Source organism: Pseudooceanicola nanhaiensis (assembly GCF_020171315.1).
Taxonomy (GTDB): domain Bacteria; phylum Pseudomonadota; class Alphaproteobacteria; order Rhodobacterales; family Rhodobacteraceae; genus Pseudooceanicola; species Pseudooceanicola nanhaiensis_A.
Map to the genome: position 1 here is coordinate 193,055 of NZ_JAIUZP010000010.1, position 14,883 is coordinate 207,937.

12 protein-coding genes are annotated in these 14,883 nt (G+C 66.5%); 2 read left to right on the forward strand and 10 right to left on the reverse strand.

Features of this window, described 5'->3' with window-relative positions; translation table 11 throughout:
• Position 1: 1 nt before the first annotated feature.
• The 3 genes from LCM32_RS17500 to LCM32_RS17510 form a co-directional block, all read right to left on the reverse strand.
• Entirely contained in the window at positions 2-1,162 is a 1,161-nt protein-coding gene (locus tag LCM32_RS17500; RefSeq protein WP_224822382.1) for a muconate/chloromuconate family cycloisomerase, read from the reverse strand.
• Between the two features lie 58 nt (positions 1,163-1,220).
• Positions 1,221-2,090, reverse strand: coding sequence for a dioxygenase (locus tag LCM32_RS17505; protein ID WP_224822383.1), 870 nt, complete (start codon positions 2,088-2,090; stop codon positions 1,221-1,223).
• A 395-nt stretch (positions 2,091-2,485) separates the two neighbouring features.
• The gene (locus LCM32_RS17510; RefSeq protein WP_224822384.1) at positions 2,486-3,214 is read right to left on the reverse strand and encodes a hydratase; all 729 of its coding nucleotides are present in this window, start codon (positions 3,212-3,214) and stop codon (positions 2,486-2,488) included.
• A 327-nt stretch (positions 3,215-3,541) separates the two neighbouring features.
• On the opposite strand from LCM32_RS17510, the gene LCM32_RS17515 reads away from it, so the two are divergent.
• Positions 3,542-4,735 (forward strand): PQQ-dependent sugar dehydrogenase, encoded by a 1,194-nt coding sequence (locus tag LCM32_RS17515; RefSeq protein WP_224822385.1) that lies wholly within the window; start codon positions 3,542-3,544, stop codon positions 4,733-4,735.
• Positions 4,736-4,779: 44 nt separating this feature from the next.
• On the opposite strand, the gene LCM32_RS17520 is transcribed toward LCM32_RS17515, so the two are convergent.
• The 3 genes from LCM32_RS17520 to LCM32_RS17530 all read right to left on the reverse strand — a co-directional run bounded on the left by LCM32_RS17520 (position 4,780) and on the right by LCM32_RS17530 (position 7,098).
• Positions 4,780-5,733, reverse strand: a complete 954-nt coding sequence (locus LCM32_RS17520) for an aldo/keto reductase (protein WP_224822386.1) — start codon at positions 5,731-5,733, stop codon at positions 4,780-4,782.
• Between the two features lie 134 nt (positions 5,734-5,867).
• Positions 5,868-6,569 carry an SDR family oxidoreductase gene (locus LCM32_RS17525; RefSeq protein WP_224822387.1) on the reverse strand — a complete coding sequence of 234 codons (702 nt, stop codon included), beginning with the start codon at positions 6,567-6,569 and terminating at the stop codon, positions 5,868-5,870.
• A gap of 1 nt (position 6,570) precedes the next feature.
• On the reverse strand, positions 6,571-7,098 hold the full coding sequence (locus tag LCM32_RS17530) for a VOC family protein (protein ID WP_224822388.1): 528 nt from the start codon (positions 7,096-7,098) through the stop codon (positions 6,571-6,573).
• Between the two features lie 104 nt (positions 7,099-7,202).
• Between LCM32_RS17530 and LCM32_RS17535 the strand changes: the two genes are divergently transcribed.
• Positions 7,203-8,096 carry a LysR family transcriptional regulator gene (locus tag LCM32_RS17535; RefSeq protein WP_224822389.1) on the forward strand — a complete coding sequence of 298 codons (894 nt, stop codon included), beginning with the start codon at positions 7,203-7,205 and terminating at the stop codon, positions 8,094-8,096.
• A gap of 357 nt (positions 8,097-8,453) precedes the next feature.
• Here LCM32_RS17535 and LCM32_RS17540 read toward each other — a convergent pair whose 3' ends face one another.
• The 4 genes from LCM32_RS17540 to LCM32_RS17555 form a co-directional block, all read right to left on the reverse strand.
• A complete protein-coding gene (locus LCM32_RS17540) occupies positions 8,454-9,149 on the reverse strand; it encodes a hypothetical protein (RefSeq protein ID WP_224822390.1) in 696 nt (231 codons plus the stop codon).
• 243 nt (positions 9,150-9,392) lie between these two features.
• Entirely contained in the window at positions 9,393-12,290 is a 2,898-nt protein-coding gene (locus tag LCM32_RS17545; RefSeq protein WP_224822391.1) for an H-type lectin domain-containing protein, read from the reverse strand.
• Between the two features lie 401 nt (positions 12,291-12,691).
• On the reverse strand, positions 12,692-13,153 hold the full coding sequence (locus LCM32_RS17550) for a glyoxalase superfamily protein (RefSeq protein WP_224822392.1): 462 nt from the start codon (positions 13,151-13,153) through the stop codon (positions 12,692-12,694).
• Entirely contained in the window at positions 13,150-14,520 is a 1,371-nt protein-coding gene (locus LCM32_RS17555; RefSeq protein WP_224822393.1) for an MATE family efflux transporter, read from the reverse strand. The genes LCM32_RS17550 and LCM32_RS17555 overlap by 4 nt, the downstream gene beginning before the upstream one ends.
• Between the last annotated feature and the right edge of the window lie 363 nt (positions 14,521-14,883).

A 14,883-nucleotide genomic window follows, 5' to 3' on the forward strand; every position in this document is an offset into this window, starting at 1 on the left:
GTCAGTCTTTCCTTGCATATTTCTCGATGATCTCGGGATCGGGGGTCACGCCCAGGCCGGGGCCCTCGGGCAGATGCACCTGGTAGCCCTCGTAGCGCAGGCTGTCCTGCACGAGGTCCTCGACCAGGATCTTGGGCCCGAACTGTTCGGTCCCCCATTCCAGTTTCGGCAGGGTGGCAAAGACATGCAGATGCCCCGCCGCACCGATGGAGCTTTCCAGCAGGCAGCCGCCGTACATCTGCACACCCTCTGCCGCCGCGATCCCCGCAACCCGCTTGAGGTTGTGGAGCGAGCCATGCTTGCAGAGCTTCAGCGACAGCACCGTGCCGGTGGCAGCGCGCACCTCGCGGCTGGCCTCGGCGAGCGTCGAGACGCTTTCATCCATCATGATCGGGATCGCCGAGCGCGCCGCGATCCGGGCCGAGGCCCCGGTCTGGCCGGCGGCGATGGGCTGTTCGATCAGGCTGACGCCGAGGTCCTGAAGCACGGGCAGGTAGCGGATGCACTCCGCCTCGGACCAGCCCTGATTGACGTCCGCCACGATGGTCGTGCTCGAGGGCAGGGCCTTTTGCAGCGCCGCAAGGCGGGCAAGGTCGGTGGCGGGATCGGCAAAGCCGAGCTTGATCTTGAAGCGCTTGAACCAGCCCCGGTCGAGCATGGCCTGCGCCTCGTCGACCTCCTGCGCGGCATCGCCCGAGGCAAGCGCCCAGATCGCATCGATTGCCGTGCGCACCGCCCCTCCGAGGAGCACATGCGCGGGCACGTCCAGCGTCTTGCCCAGGGCATCCAGCAGCGCCATGTCGATGGCGGATTTCGCGGTGTAGTTCCGCTTGGCCGCGCGGTCCATGCGCAGCGTCGCGTCTTCCAGCAGGCAGGCGGGCCGGCCGATCAGCGCGGGCGCGAGATAGGCGTCGATGTTGGCCTTCATGGCCTCCACGCTCTCCTCGGCCCAGCGGGGGCCGCCGAGGGTGGAGCCTTCGCCGTAGCCGATGACGCCGTTCTCCAGCGTGACGGTGACGAAGATATAGCCCTGATGGGTGACGCTGGTGTTCGACAGCTTGTGATTGCGGGTGGTCGGGGCCTCGATGATCCGCGCAGTGATCTGGCGGATGGCGGTCTCGGTCAGGAGATCGCGGGCGAGGGCGCCGGGATGGTTGGTCATGGGCTGCCTCGTGTCGTTGAAGAGGGCGGCGCGGGGGAGAGCGCGCCGCCCGAGGGGATCATTCCGCGGCGAGGTCGCCCAGCAGAGCGTTGTTGCGGATGACGAAGTCGAAGGTCATGACCAGATCGGTGTCGGCGCCCTCGGGGGCCTTGGTCATGGTGCCGATCAGCTCTTCCTTCACGGCAAAGACGCTGTCGTTGTCGAGGTACTCGGTCTCGCTGTCGTAGATCTGCGAGATCAGGGTCTTGTAGCCGTCCTTCATGATCATGAAGTGGACGTGGCCGGGGCGCATCGGGTGGTGGCCCATGTAGTTCAGCAACTCGCCCGCCGCGCCGTCATAGGGGATCGGGTAGGGCACGGGGCGGATCGCGACGAACTCGTATGCGCCGTTGGCATCCGTTTCGAAGCGGCCGCGCAGGTTGAAGTCCGGCTGGTCCGGGTCCTGCTGCTCGTAGAGGCCGTTGGGCGCGTCTTCCCAGACGTCCATGGTGACGCCGGGCACCGGGTTGCCGTCGGTGTCGCGGATCGTGCCCGACACGCGGACGGTCTCCTGTCCCTCGAAGTCCTTCTGGATGATCGAGGCGCCCTTGGGCAGAACCGGCGGGTTCTCGCGGTAGAACGGCCCCAGCACGGTCGAGATGGTCTCGTTGTGGGTCGGCTTCTTGTCCAGCATGTCGGCCAGCACTTCGACGCCGAGGATGTCCGAGATCAGGATGAACTCGTTTCGGCTGTCGTCGGAGATGTCGCCGGCGCGGCGCATCCATTCCATCGCGCCCAGCCATTCATCATAGGTCAGGTCGACCTCTTTCATGAAGGCGTGCATATGCTTGAGCGCGCTTTCGAGGATCACGCGGTTGCGCGCGGGAATGTCGTCCGACAGGGCTGCAACGACGGCCTCGGTGATGTTGTCCAGGGTGATGCTTCTCATGGTGTCCTCCCAAGCGATCTGTTCAGGTTAAATGGGACATGGCGTGATACCTTGCTATGCCTTCATGGGTCTTTCATGATACCGTTTGGGTATCAGTGCGCCCCGGCGCAGGGCGATGCGGCGATGCAGGTTGCTGCGCTCGGTCGCCATCCCGAGGATCACGCCGCGATCGGCCCAAGCGCCATAAGTTTCAGGTTAATCGTTTCGCTCGCGCCGGCGGGTGCCGCGCTTGGCGTCTCGCGCATTGGGGGCCTCCGTCCCTTGCCCTCTCGGGCAGACCGCGACCGCGGAGCGTGAGGAGACGGCCGGCCCTGAACCACTTTGGGGGCAGGGTCTTCCGGGCGCGTAGGGGGGCGGCGCGCGTGGTTAGGCGCGCCGGGCTTCAGCGTGGCCGATCAGTCGATGGTGATCGCTGCGGTCCCGAGGGTTTCGATCCGGGTCAGCACCTCGGTTCCCTTGTCGAACCATGGCACGCCGCAGAGCGAGCCGGTGATGACCATCTGGCCCGGTTCCAGCGTCAGCCCCAGGTCGGCCATCGTCCGCAGGCAGCGGCGCAGGCTGGTCAGTGCCGAGCCGCCGGGCACGGTGACCTCGCCCTCCACCACGACCGTGGAATTGGCGGTCATGTGCACGGTGACCGTGCCGAAATCGCTGCCGTCCCAGCTGTCGGGCGCGGTGCCGCGCACCAGCCCTTCGTTCAGCTGGAAATCCGCGAGCTTCAGCACAGGGTCCTGCGCGAGGGGGCCGGTCAGCCGGGTGTCCACCAGTTCCAGCGCGACGCGGGGGCGGAAGTATTCCTCCAGCGCGTCAGGGATGCCGGTGCCGGGCAGCGCGGAGAGGAGTTCGAAGCCGACTTCCAGCTCCACCGCCAGCCGATCCCGTGCCGTGACGCGGGAGCCGGTGTCATAGGTGCGGGCCTGCGGGATCGCGGCGAAGGTCACGACCTCCTCGTCCTGCGCGCCGATCTTGTAGCCCGCGACCGGGCCCAGCGTCTCCATCACCGCGCCCTGCAGCGCGCGCGCCTCGGCCCGGGTGGCGGGCAGGTCCATGCCCTCGGGATCGAAGCGGCCACGCGCCCTGTGCGCCTCGATGAGGGCCTGGGTGAACTGCGTCAAATCCGTCATGGTCGTGTCCTGCCATTGTGCTGTGTCGCGCGGACGAAAACAGGAAAAGACTGGCGAAGCAAGTGGATGGCAGGCATTGGCGCCGATGCACGGCCCCCGGGGGTGGACGTGCGACTTTCGTGACCGGCCCGCTGCGCCGGGTGAGGCTGCACCCCTGCGTTTGAGGCCGGCGGTCCGGCCTCCGTCAGGTCGGGCATGTCCTCGTCCTGCGGTCTCCGCTCCGCGTGCCGCTGACGAGAACTTGTTTCGACGGGGCGGGGCGCGGGCCTACCATGCGCCAAAGCACGCATCCCATCGACACCCTTCGACCGACGAGGACTTCCGACAATGACCGTTACACGTCTCGCCAGCTCGCTGCTGGTTGCCGCCTGTCTCGCCACCCCCGGTGCCGCGCAGGATTTCAACGCAGCCCCGCCCAATGCGCCCGATCAACGCCCCGCTTTCGCGGGCCAGACCCGCGCCCCGGTGATCGAGGAGGACCTCGCGCTGCGGCGCGAGATCGTCGTGGACGGGCTCCAGAACCCATGGGGGCTGGACCAGTTGCCCGATGGCAGCTGGCTGGTGACGGAACGGCCTGGACGGATGCGCCTGATCGGCACCGACGCGGTGATCGGCCCGGCCATCGCCGGGCTGCCGCAGGTCGACAGCCGCCGTCAGGGCGGGCTGCTGGACGTGCTGGTGGGCGATGATTTCGCCGACACCCGGCGCGTCTGGTGGAGCTATGCCGAACCCCGCGACGGCGGTGAGACCGGCACGGCCGTGGCCACCGGGGTGCTCTCAACGGACGGGACGCGGATGGATGAAGTGGAGGTGATCTTCCGGCAGATGCCGGGCTGGAACTCGACGCTGCACTATGGCGCGCGGCTGGTCTTCGGGGCGGATGGGGCGCTCTTCGTCACCACCGGCGAACGCTCCCTGCCGGAGCCGCGCCAGCTGGCGCAGGATGTCTCGACCCATCTGGGCAAGGTGCTGCGCATCAACCCGATGGGGGGCGCGGCCGAGGGCAATCCGCAGATCGCGGGCGGCCAGCCCGAGATCTGGTCCTATGGCCACCGCAACATCCAGTCGGCGGCGCTCGGCCCCGACGGGGCGCTCTGGACCATCGAACACGGCGCGCGCGGGGGCGATGAGCTGAACCGCCCCGAGGCGGGCAAGAACTATGGCTGGCCGGTGATCACCTACGGCGAGGATTACAGCGGCCGACCCATGGGCGATGGCCTCACCGAGGCCGCCGGGATGGAACAACCGCTCTACTACTGGGACCCGGTGATCGCGCCAAGCGGCATGGCCTTCTATGATGGTGAGCTGTTCCCGGGCTGGCAGGGCAGCATCCTCGTCGGCGGTCTGGCCGGGCAGGCGCTGGTGCGGCTGGAACTGGACGGCACCAAGGTGACCGGCGAGGCGCGCTACCTGCAGGGCCGGGGCCGGGTGCGCGCGGTGGACGTGGCCGCCGACGGCGCGGTGATGATCCTGACCGATGCCCGCAACGGTGCGCTGATCCGGCTGACACCCGCCGAATAGGGGCGGGAGGCGCGGCGGAGATGGTGCCGCCGCGCCCCGCCACCTCAGGCGCCCGCGGCCGTGAGGCGCGAGACGTCCTCATCCGACAGCTTCAGCGCCGCCGCCTTGGCGAAACCCTCGACCTGCGTCACGCTGGTGGCGCTGGCGATGGGGGCCGTGACGCCGGGCTGCGCCATGAGCCATGCCAGCGACACTTCGGAAGCCGCCGCGCCGTGCGCTGTCGCGATGTCCTCCACGACGTCCAGCAGGCGCATGCCGCGCTCGGTCAGGTATTTCTCGACCATGCCGGCACGCTGGCGGCCTTTCAGGTCCGCGGCACTGCGGTACTTGCCCGTCAGGAACCCCGCGGCGAGCGAGAAATAGGTGACGACGCCGATGTCGTTCTCCGTGCAGAGTGTCTGCAGCGGGCCCTCGTAGGCGGCGCGGTCGTAGAGATTGTACTCCGGCTGGACGACCTGATAGGCGGGCAGGCCCTCGGCCTTCGCGGTCTCAAGCGCGGCGCCCAGCAGTTTGGCATCGTAGTTCGAGGCGCCGATGGCCCGGATCTTGCCGGCCTTGAGGAGCTTGTCATAGGCGCCAAGCGTTTCGGCGTGCGTCACCTCCGCGTCGGGCCAGTGCGAGAAGTAGAGGTCGATGGTCTCGATCCCCATGCGCTTCAGGGACTTGTCGACAGCCTTGGTGATCCAGGCCTCGGACAGGCCCTTTTCGCCGGGGCCCCCCATGTCAGAGCCGACCTTGGTGAAGAGCTTGACCTTGTCGCGCATCCCCGGACGGCTGGCGAACCACTTGCCCAGCATGGCTTCGGATTCCCCGCCCTTATGGCCATCGGCCCAGGCGGAATAGACGTCGGCCGTGTCGATCGTATCGAAACCGTGGTCGATGAAGGCGTCCAGCACGCGGAAGCTTTCCGCCTCGTCCGTGGTCCAGCCGAGCACATTGCCGCCAAAGACGATGGGCGCGATCTCCAGTCCGGTTTTGCCGAGTGTCCTGCGTTTCATGGGATGTCTCCTTTTCTGTCAGTCGTGTGCGGGGCGATAGGCGCCGCCGGGCATGGTCAAGGTGCGTATCGCCCATGGGGGGCCTGAAGAGGCCAGAGGGCGGAAAGCCCCGAGGTCTCTCACCCCCGCCTCCTTCAGGCGATGGCGCCGCCACCGTCCACGAGGACGGTCGTGCCGGTCATGTATGGGTTGCTCATCAGGGCGATGGCCTGCGTGGCGATGTGTTCGGGGCCACCGACGCGGCCCACCGGCAGACGCTCTGCCGCGCCGTCGAACATCGCCTTGCGCCCGTCGCCATCGAGGCTGTCGTACATCTCGGTCTGGATGAGGCCGGGCGAAATGCAATTGACCCGCACCGGCGCCAGTTCGAGCGCGAGGCCCCGGGTCAGGCCTTCGATCGCGGCATTGATCGCGCCCTGTATCGCCGCGCCCTTCTTGGGGCGGACCGACAGGAAACCCGATACCAGCGTCAGCGAACCGCCGTCGCGGATGCTGGCCGCGCGGGCGACCCGGTAGGCGCCCCAGAACTTCGACTGGACCGAGGCATAGGCGTCCTCCAGCAGCAGCGACCGCACGGCGTCCACCTTGGTGCTGGCCGCCGAGCAGAAGACATGGGCGAAACTGGTGTTCGCAAAGAACGCTTCCAGCGCCTCGGCATCGCCGGTATCGAGCGTGACGCCGGTTGCGCCCAGCTTGCTGGCGGCGGCGTCCACCTTCTCCTGCGATCGCGAGGCGATCGTCACGCGAGCGCCTGCGTCACAGGCCGCCTTGGCGACGCCGAAGCCGATGCCGGAGGAGCCGCCAAGGACGAGGATCGGTTGGTCTTGCAGGGTCATGTCAGCTCTCCTCGGGGAACCATCGCGCCTCGGGGGCGTCGGGCAGGTAGGTCATGGGGGCGGGGAGCTGCTGTATCTCGATCAGCAAGCCCCAGGGGGCACGGCCGAAGACCCCCTTGTTGCCCGGTCCGTCCTCGGGCGCGCCGAGGTCGTAGGGGGCAGAGACGAGCGTGCCGCCAGCCGCCTCGAAAGCCGACGCCGCGGCTTGGATGTCTCCGACATTCACGCTGAAATGGCTGATGCCGTAGTTGGCAATGTTGGCGTCGGTCGTGCCGCCGGGGCGGTCGATCTCGAATATCTCGACATTCGGGCCGTTGCGAAGCCGCAGGATCGAGACCTTCAGCATGGAGGTGCCCGGCCGAAGGTCGTTCATGGGGCCGACCTCCTCTGCAGGCATCGGCCCTCCGGTCGCGGCGGTCTGCGAGATCACGTCCACGGCACCGAAGGCCGCCTTGAAGAAGGCCACGGCGGCATCGTGGTCAGGCACCGTGATGCCGATGTGTTCTATTCCCCGGATATTCTGGGTCATGTGTTCCTCCGTGGGTGCGATGTGTCTGTCTGGAGAAGACGTATCTTTAAATGAAAAAGATAAATGGATAGGAATCCGCAAAGACCTTTCGAATGGATCGAATAATGGATGCGTTCAGAACCATGCGCCTCTTCGTGGCGATCGCGGAGGGGGCTTCGCTGTCGTCGGTTGCCCGCGACTGGGGCGTGGCCCCCTCGACCGTGAGCTACGGGCTGCAGGCGCTCGAAGAGCGGCTGGGGGCGCAGCTCGTGATCCGCACGACGCGGCAGCATTCGCTCACCGAGGAGGGCGAACGCTTCCTGCAGGAAAGCCGTCGCATCCTGTCGGACGTGGATGAGGTCATGACCGGGATCGCGAATGACAGCGTCCTCTCCGGCAACTTGCGGATCACCAGCACCAACGACTTCGGCCGCCAGCACGTGGCGCCGCTGGTCGATGCCTTCGTGCGCGACCACCCCGGCGTGACGGTTGACCTCTTCCTCGCGGACGGGATCGTGGACCTCGTGGAGGGGGGCTTCGATCTGGCCGTGCGCACCGGGCCGCTGAGGGATTCCGACCTCAAGGCGCGGCTGCTCCTGCGCGGACAAAAGAACATCTGCGCGGCGCCCGCCTATTGGGCGCGCCATGGCAAACCGCAGCATCCCGCAGAGCTTGCTCAGCACAATTGCCTGCTCTTGGGGGAACCGGGCGAGCGGCAGAGCGCCTGGACGTTCCGCAAGGACGGCGAACGCCTGCGGGTGCGTGTCAGCGGTGATCGGCAGGTGAACGATGGCGAAGCGCTGCGCCAGTGGGCCATCGCGGGCGCGGGCATCGTGCAGAAATCAAGCTTCGACATCGCGGAGGACCTCCGCGAGGGGCGCCTTGAAACGGCGCTGCACGCCTTTACCGCCGAGCAGACAAACCTCTACGCGGTATCGCCGCCACGCCAATACGAGTCTCGTCGCGTCCGAGCCTTCGTGGATTTCATGGTGGAGCGCCTCAGCGCTTGGGACGCTTGAAAGCCGACACGCTCAGGCGGGGCGCCCGATGCAGATGCAAACGGGCCGCCTCGTCCCGCTGTCCCCTGATCGCCTGTGCGGCGCCCCGCTGGACATCACGGCGCTGTACGTGACGCGTGTTTCCGGCCTGCGCTCTTCCTCGATCGGATCGGCGCCAAGCTCGGCTCGTGCTCAAGTCCGCCGCAACCCGGCGCAGATCGTTTGCGCGACAGGGAGGGGTAGGGGCAGGGGCCACGGCACGTGGATGCCGCTGCCGGAGCCGCGAAAGCAGCGCGACAGTCTCACCCTAGGGTGTCCAGAGCAGAATCCCTCTCACCGAGATGCGCAACGAGGCCCTGTGACAGGGGAAATCGGCCCTCAATCGGCGTGTGCGACAGAGACCCTCGGCGGGAAGAACCCCGCCATCACCTGTGTGGCGGCGTCGAAATTGGGGATGCGGCCGGTGACGGGGGCCTCCTGCGCCATGTCCCGGAACGTCCGCGACGGGGTCGCGTCCCGCTGCGCGGCCAGACCCAGCTTTGTGGCCACCCGGTTACGTGCCGCCGTGCCGCCGGCGGCGCCGAAGAGGTCCTCGTAGAAGAGCCAGTCGAAGGCAGCACCACGCTGCTGGAGAAGCCCGGTGACATACCCCAACGCCGTAAGGTCGTTGCGCAGGCGCAACTTGAGCCCCTTGAGGTTGATCGACTTGGCACGGGATTGGCCTGCCGCGATCTTCGGAAAGGCACGCTCAGCCTCTTTCGGGCCCCAGACGCTGGTCGCCTCGGCCACCGAGACGGCGGACTGGCGCGCGGCTTCGTCGCGGCTGGTGAGCAGGAGCAGGGTGTAGCCTTCGGCCAAGGCGGCCTCGATCAGCGCGCCGGTGACCTGCAGCGGCACGATGTCGATGCAATGCAGGATGTTCAGCGGATGGGTCCGAAGCGCGCGGGTCATCCACTCGCCGGCCTTCTCCAGATCGGAGGTGCGCCGGAACTCCTGCGTGATGTAGCCCATCGCGCGTTCATCCCGCAGTGGTTCATATTCGTGGGTCGCAATGGCACTGCGTGCCGAGAGCATTGCGGCCAGTTCCGTTTCCCCCGAGAACCGGAGGGACAGGAGGAGCCATGGCTTTGGGGGCATGAAGGGGTCTCGCATCAACGTATTCAAAATTTGTAACCTTTTGCGCGGGCGATCAAGCAAACGGCCCCGCTGATGCCCGGCGGCGGAGGGGACTGCCGCTTTCTCGGGCAGGTGCCGGGGGCTACGGAACAGAAGGAGCGGCGCCGAGGCGCCGCTCCTCCAGAGGCTCTGTGATCCGCGTCAGACGAAGAGGAACTCGTCCACGACCGCGCTCCCGAGGAGCAGCCCGGCGCTGTCGAAGGCGATCCCGTTCACGACCTCGGCGAAGTGGTCCATCTCGAGATCGTGGCTGACTTCCTCGTAGGCCACGAATTCTGCCGTGGCGGTCGTGCCGTCGCTGGTCAGATCGGCGAGGCGCAGGTTGGCCGCATCACCGCCGTAGTAGCTGGCGAGGTCCGCCGAGATCAGCGGCGCGGTGCCGACATCGGCGGCGAACTCGAACTCGGTCGGGGTGCTGGACACCGTCCGCCCGGTGTTGAAGGCCTGCGCCGCGATATCCCCCCAGTCGACGATCCCATCCGCCGAGATCGCGTCCAGTGCGGCCCAGCCGATCACCTCGGTCCCATGCCAGCCGTCGGAGGCTTCCTGTTCCTGAACCGCATAGGTGAACCCGGTCGTCGAGATCTCTCCGGTGCGCACCACTTCCCACTGCGGGCCATTGTTGGTCTGCACCTGAAGGATCACTACCGGCGCTTCGGCAAAGGTCGTGTCGAAGGTCACGCTGTGGAAGACGTTGGTCGCACCGGCCTCGAAGACCGTGGTGCCGACCTGCAGCAGGCTGCCATCGGCAAGCGCCCAGCTGCCCTCTTCCAGTGCCAGCAGCGTGACATCCTCGCCGCGGTGGACGCCGTCGTGGATATCTGCCTCCTCAAGGTAGAGCGTCGCGGAAGTGCCGGTGATTTCACTGAATTCCACCGTGACCGCATCGACGCCGTTGAGCGTGGCGGGGGTTGCGAAGAGCACCGGCGCATCCAGCGCTTCATGGCCAAAGTAGGTGACGGTGCGCGCCTCGTCGGTCAGGCCGGCAACCTGCTGCACGGTGCCGATCCCGCCATCGGTATCCACGCCGTATTCCAGCACAAGCTGGATGTCGTAGATCTGGGCGTCGTCCTGCCGGTCGCCCTTGAGGTAGACCGCGGTGTCGAAGAAGTTCTGCTCCAGCAGCACGCCATTCGGCGTCACGGCCGACAGGATCAGACCCGCGGGCACGGCGTCCCCGGCGCCAAGCGCCCCGTTGACCTGCGACCAGCCTGCGTCGATCACGCCATCGGCGTCCACATCGAGGCGGGTCGGGTCGATCGTCATCCAGCCCGCGCTCGTGGCGAGCGGGGAGTCGCCCGCCCAGTCGAGGAGGTTCAGCGTCGTGACGATCGTGTCGCCGGTGTCGTACTTGATGTTGTCAGAGGTGTAGGGCGGTTCACTGTTCGGGATCAGCGGGATTTCGAGGCCCGGCAGATCCTGCCCGAACTTGTTCGCGGTCAGGCGCCAGCGCGGACCGGAGACCAGCGCCTCCTCGCCATAGCCCGCGGCGGCGGCGTCCTCGGGGCTGCGGAAGCTCTCGTAGACGTTGGCAAAGGGATTGTCCGGGTAGGCGTCGTAGGACCATTCGAAGGGCTCGCGATCGGTGGTCGTGTACCATGCCGCCGTATAGCCGACGTCGAGGTCCGTCGTGCTGAAGTCGAGCTCCGCCGCAGCCGCCATGGCGGCCAGCGAGGCGTCCTTCAGAACGGTGCCCACAGGCGTGCCGCTTGCATCCTCGTTGCGATAGCCCACCAGCACCCCGTCGGGATCGTAGACCGCCGTGCCTCCGACGCTCAGGTCGATGTGGCCCTGCGCATCGAGCACGAAATAGCTGGGCAGGGGATCCCCCACGCCGTCATAGCTGTCCACCGGCGAAACCCAGAGCGTGTTCGAGGAATCGTCGGGGTCCACCACCACGTAGTAGGAGGGCAGGCGCCCGATGGCGGCCTCGTTCTCGTAATCCTCGGGCCGGACCTGATCGTTCGGGTTGTTCGTCACCTCGTGGGTGATCACCAGCTCTGCCCGCGTCACGATGAACCCGCCCGAGCCATCCTCCAGGCTGTCGGCGATCCCGTTGTCGTCGGCATCCACGGTCCATTCGTCCGGCAGGTCCAGGTTGACCTCCATCCGGATGTCGTTCGGCCGTTTCACGGCCTCGCCCCAGCGGTAGAGCAGCTTGCCATCGTCCTTGAGCGTGACCGAGTAGTCCTGCCCATAGGCGATGTTGTAGGTGAGGTCGGTCTCGTTCGGTTGCAGCAGGTCGGTCAGGTCCGCCTCGCCGCCATAGCCGTTCAGGAAGCTGTCGACGATGTCGAGGCTGCCGTCGTTGCCGATGTCCACGGCGCCGACAAGAAGGGTTTCCGGCGTGCCGTCGCCATCGACGTCATAGTCCACTGCCGTCTTGGTGATCCGATAGGTGTCGAGAACGCCGTCACGGTCGAAGTCGATATCCGAGCGCACGGAATTGAGCGCGGGGTCCGTTGCGTCGATGGCGCTTTGCAGGGCCCCGACCAATTCGTGCACATAGGCATCGTGCAGCGCCCCGACCTCGAAGACACCGGCCACCTCGGTGGGGCGCAGGTCCCGCATCTTCAGATCATTGTCGAGCGGACCGAGCGCGCTTTCGTCGCCCGGATAGGCCTGATCCGACAGGACCGAGGCCATGGTGATGTAATGCTCGGTCGAGGCCTTCACGGTCACACCGCCCAGCCCCAGGGACCAGGTCCCCAGCGGGGCGCCGGAGAGCAGCATATCCGTTTCCGCATCACGCAGGGCGAGGCCGATCACGTTGCCGTCGTCGTCGTAGATGTTCCCGGCGTAGCCTTCCGCGAAATCCCCGTCGAGCTCCTTCTCGACGGCCCCGATGAAGTCCTGAACGTAGAAACCGAACTCGCTGTCGATGCCGTAGAGGACGTTTCCGTCCCGATCGACATAGGGGTCCACCACGGCCCCCGCGGTGTCGAGGAACGAGGGGTCCTCAGGATATTGCAACCCGTCGAAGGTTGCCGTCAAATCGTTGATCGAAAAGACATGTTTCGTGGAATTGAAGATGGTCATGTACGCTCTCCCCAAGCAGGTCCCGTGTGGGAGGCTCACCGACCAACCGGTCCTGATGTCCCCCCTCAGAGCGCATCAGTGCACGTTTTACATTCCAGAAAATTGATGTGAATCATCGGCGCGAAAAATACTTCGAAAAATGTGGTACTATTTGAGAAGTCCCGCGACAGGATGACCCGGGGGAGCCGGAGAGGTGTGCGTGACGGCCAAAAACAGGCCCCCACTGCCGACCTGCGGGCCAAGGCCTTGAGCTGCCGTTGGCCGGGCCTCAAGCCGCCGTGGTTCTCTGACACTCCGACGTGTCCCAGAGATGAGCAGGGGGCCGCATCATTGGTGAAAGCGGTCTCTATTCTCGTATCTCTGGGCTCTGCGAGGGCGATCGGAGAACCCCGGACGCCCTGCTACAGCTTCGTCGGCCGACGGGTGCCCTGTCCGACCGTCCCCACCTCGATGCTGAGATGGGGTGTTCCATCCGACGTCTTGCGAGAGCTGCGGCCATCTGCGCCAATCGTGCCGCGAATGCGGTGGCGCCAGTTCGAGAAGCTGTCGAAGCGCACGGTGTCGATCGGCTGGTCCAGCGCGATCTCGACAGTCCGATGACCCGCAGGCCCCGAGAGGGCGACGATCTTTCCGCTGTAGGCCTGCCCCAGATAGTGCCCTGTGACCTGCGCGCCCAAGGTCAGGTCTGCCGGTGCAGTCTGCTGACTGAGGCGGGCGTGAAGCGTGTTCCAGTCCCGCGCCCCGTGCTGCTGCGCGACGAGTTCGAGCGACTGAGCATGGCTGACGATCGTCCCCTGCGCGCGCAAGGCCTGACGCAGCGCCTTGGCCTGAGCTTTGACGGATTGGAGAGAGGGCTGTTTCATGCGGCCTCCTTGGGGGATTTACTGTGACTGCCGAGCAGGGTCAGGGCGAGCACAAGCAGGATGGCATCCGCCATGGGGAAAGCGAACCAGAGGCCGTCGACCCCCGAGGTATTGCCCAGGATGATAAGCAATGCGGGGGTCAGCAGCCAAGGTTTCGCCAGTGTCAGAACAGCCGTCCGAAGCGGATGGCCCAGTGCCTGATAATGCAGGGCGAGGACGAGAACCGGCCCCGTGATGACGTAGAGCGCGGTCATTGGGCGCAGGATCGTGGCGACGGCCGCGATGACCTCAGGATCATTCGAGAAGAGCGCCCCGAGGGGCCGCCCGGCAAACACCCCCGCCAAGCTCACGCAAAGGCACCAGAGCGCCGCACTGGCCAAGGCCAGCCGCAGGGCTGCAGTGGCGCGGTCCATGCGGCCTGCGCCGGCGTTGTTGCCGGTGATGCTCTGGGTCGTCAGTGCAATCGCCATCTGCGGCAGGAACGCCAGCCCGAGGAGGCGCGTGACGACGCCGTAGGCGGCAATATAGGGGGCGCTGTCCGGGGCCGTGGCGTTGATGACATGCAGTGCCGTGCGCGCCACCAGGGCGATGCCGACGAAACTGAGGCAGAGCGGGAGACCCAGCGACAGGATCCGCCCCCAGCCTTCCCACCAGCTGGTCTGCCGCAGCATGGCCAGTGGCAAAAGCGCGGGATCGGAAGCCCGTAGCCCCAGCAGCAGAGCGAGGCCGATGGCCTGCGCCACCACGGTGCCCAAGGCGGACCCGGCCACGCCAAGCCCGAGCAGGATGATGGCCACGTAGTTCGCACCGATGTTCAGCAGGTTCACCAGCACCGACAAGAGGGCGATCTGCCCGGCCCGCCCTTCGCAGCGCAGCGCATCGGCATGCAGGCCGAGGCCGAACTGGAGCGGCGCGCCGAGTATCAGGATCAGCAGGTAGCTTCCCGCGAGGCGCGCCACGGCCGCGTCTCCGCCAGCCAGCGCTTCAAGGACCGCAGGTCCAAGCGGCAGTGCAACCGCGCTCAGCCCCACGCTGAGGCTGAGCGCCAATCCATGGCCGCCGGCGAAGACCTCCGCCGCAGGCCCGCGCGCGCCCGCGCCCAAGTGGCGGGCGAGCAGGCTCGACATGCCGCCGCCGGTGAGGGTGGTCAGGGCGGTCAGCAGCATCACGACCGGAAAAGCCAGGGTGACGGCGGCGAGCGCCTGCACCCCGATGACACGCCCGACGAAGATCCCGTCGATCACGTTCAGGAGGCCGCCTGTCGACATCACGACGGCCATCGGCAGGGCATTGGAGAGAAACAACCGACCCAACGGTCGGGTCAGGAAACTGTTTTCAGGTGACATCAGGGCGGGTCCGACGGACATCGCTCACTCCTCCGGAGAGGCATTTCGGATGAGGAGGTAGCCTGCATTGCCCACCTGCGAAATGCTTCGAGGGTGAGATGTCGTCTTGTTCCGGGCTTCACCGTGACGTGCGTCCGCAGGCGGCAGGTGCCCGGCACCTTGCACATTTCTTACGGCGAAATCCGCGGCAGGGCAACACAGCTTGGGGGAGGCGCCGGCACACCCTGTTTTACAGATGCGGATCGGCCTGGTGCGGCATTGGGCCTGACCTGCTTCCCTGAAAAGTCCGCGGTTTGAGGTTAGCCTGTTCTCCAAACGAGGAGACAGACGATGCGGAAAAGCCGTTTCAGCGAAGAGCAGATCATTGGCATCCTGAAGGAGCAC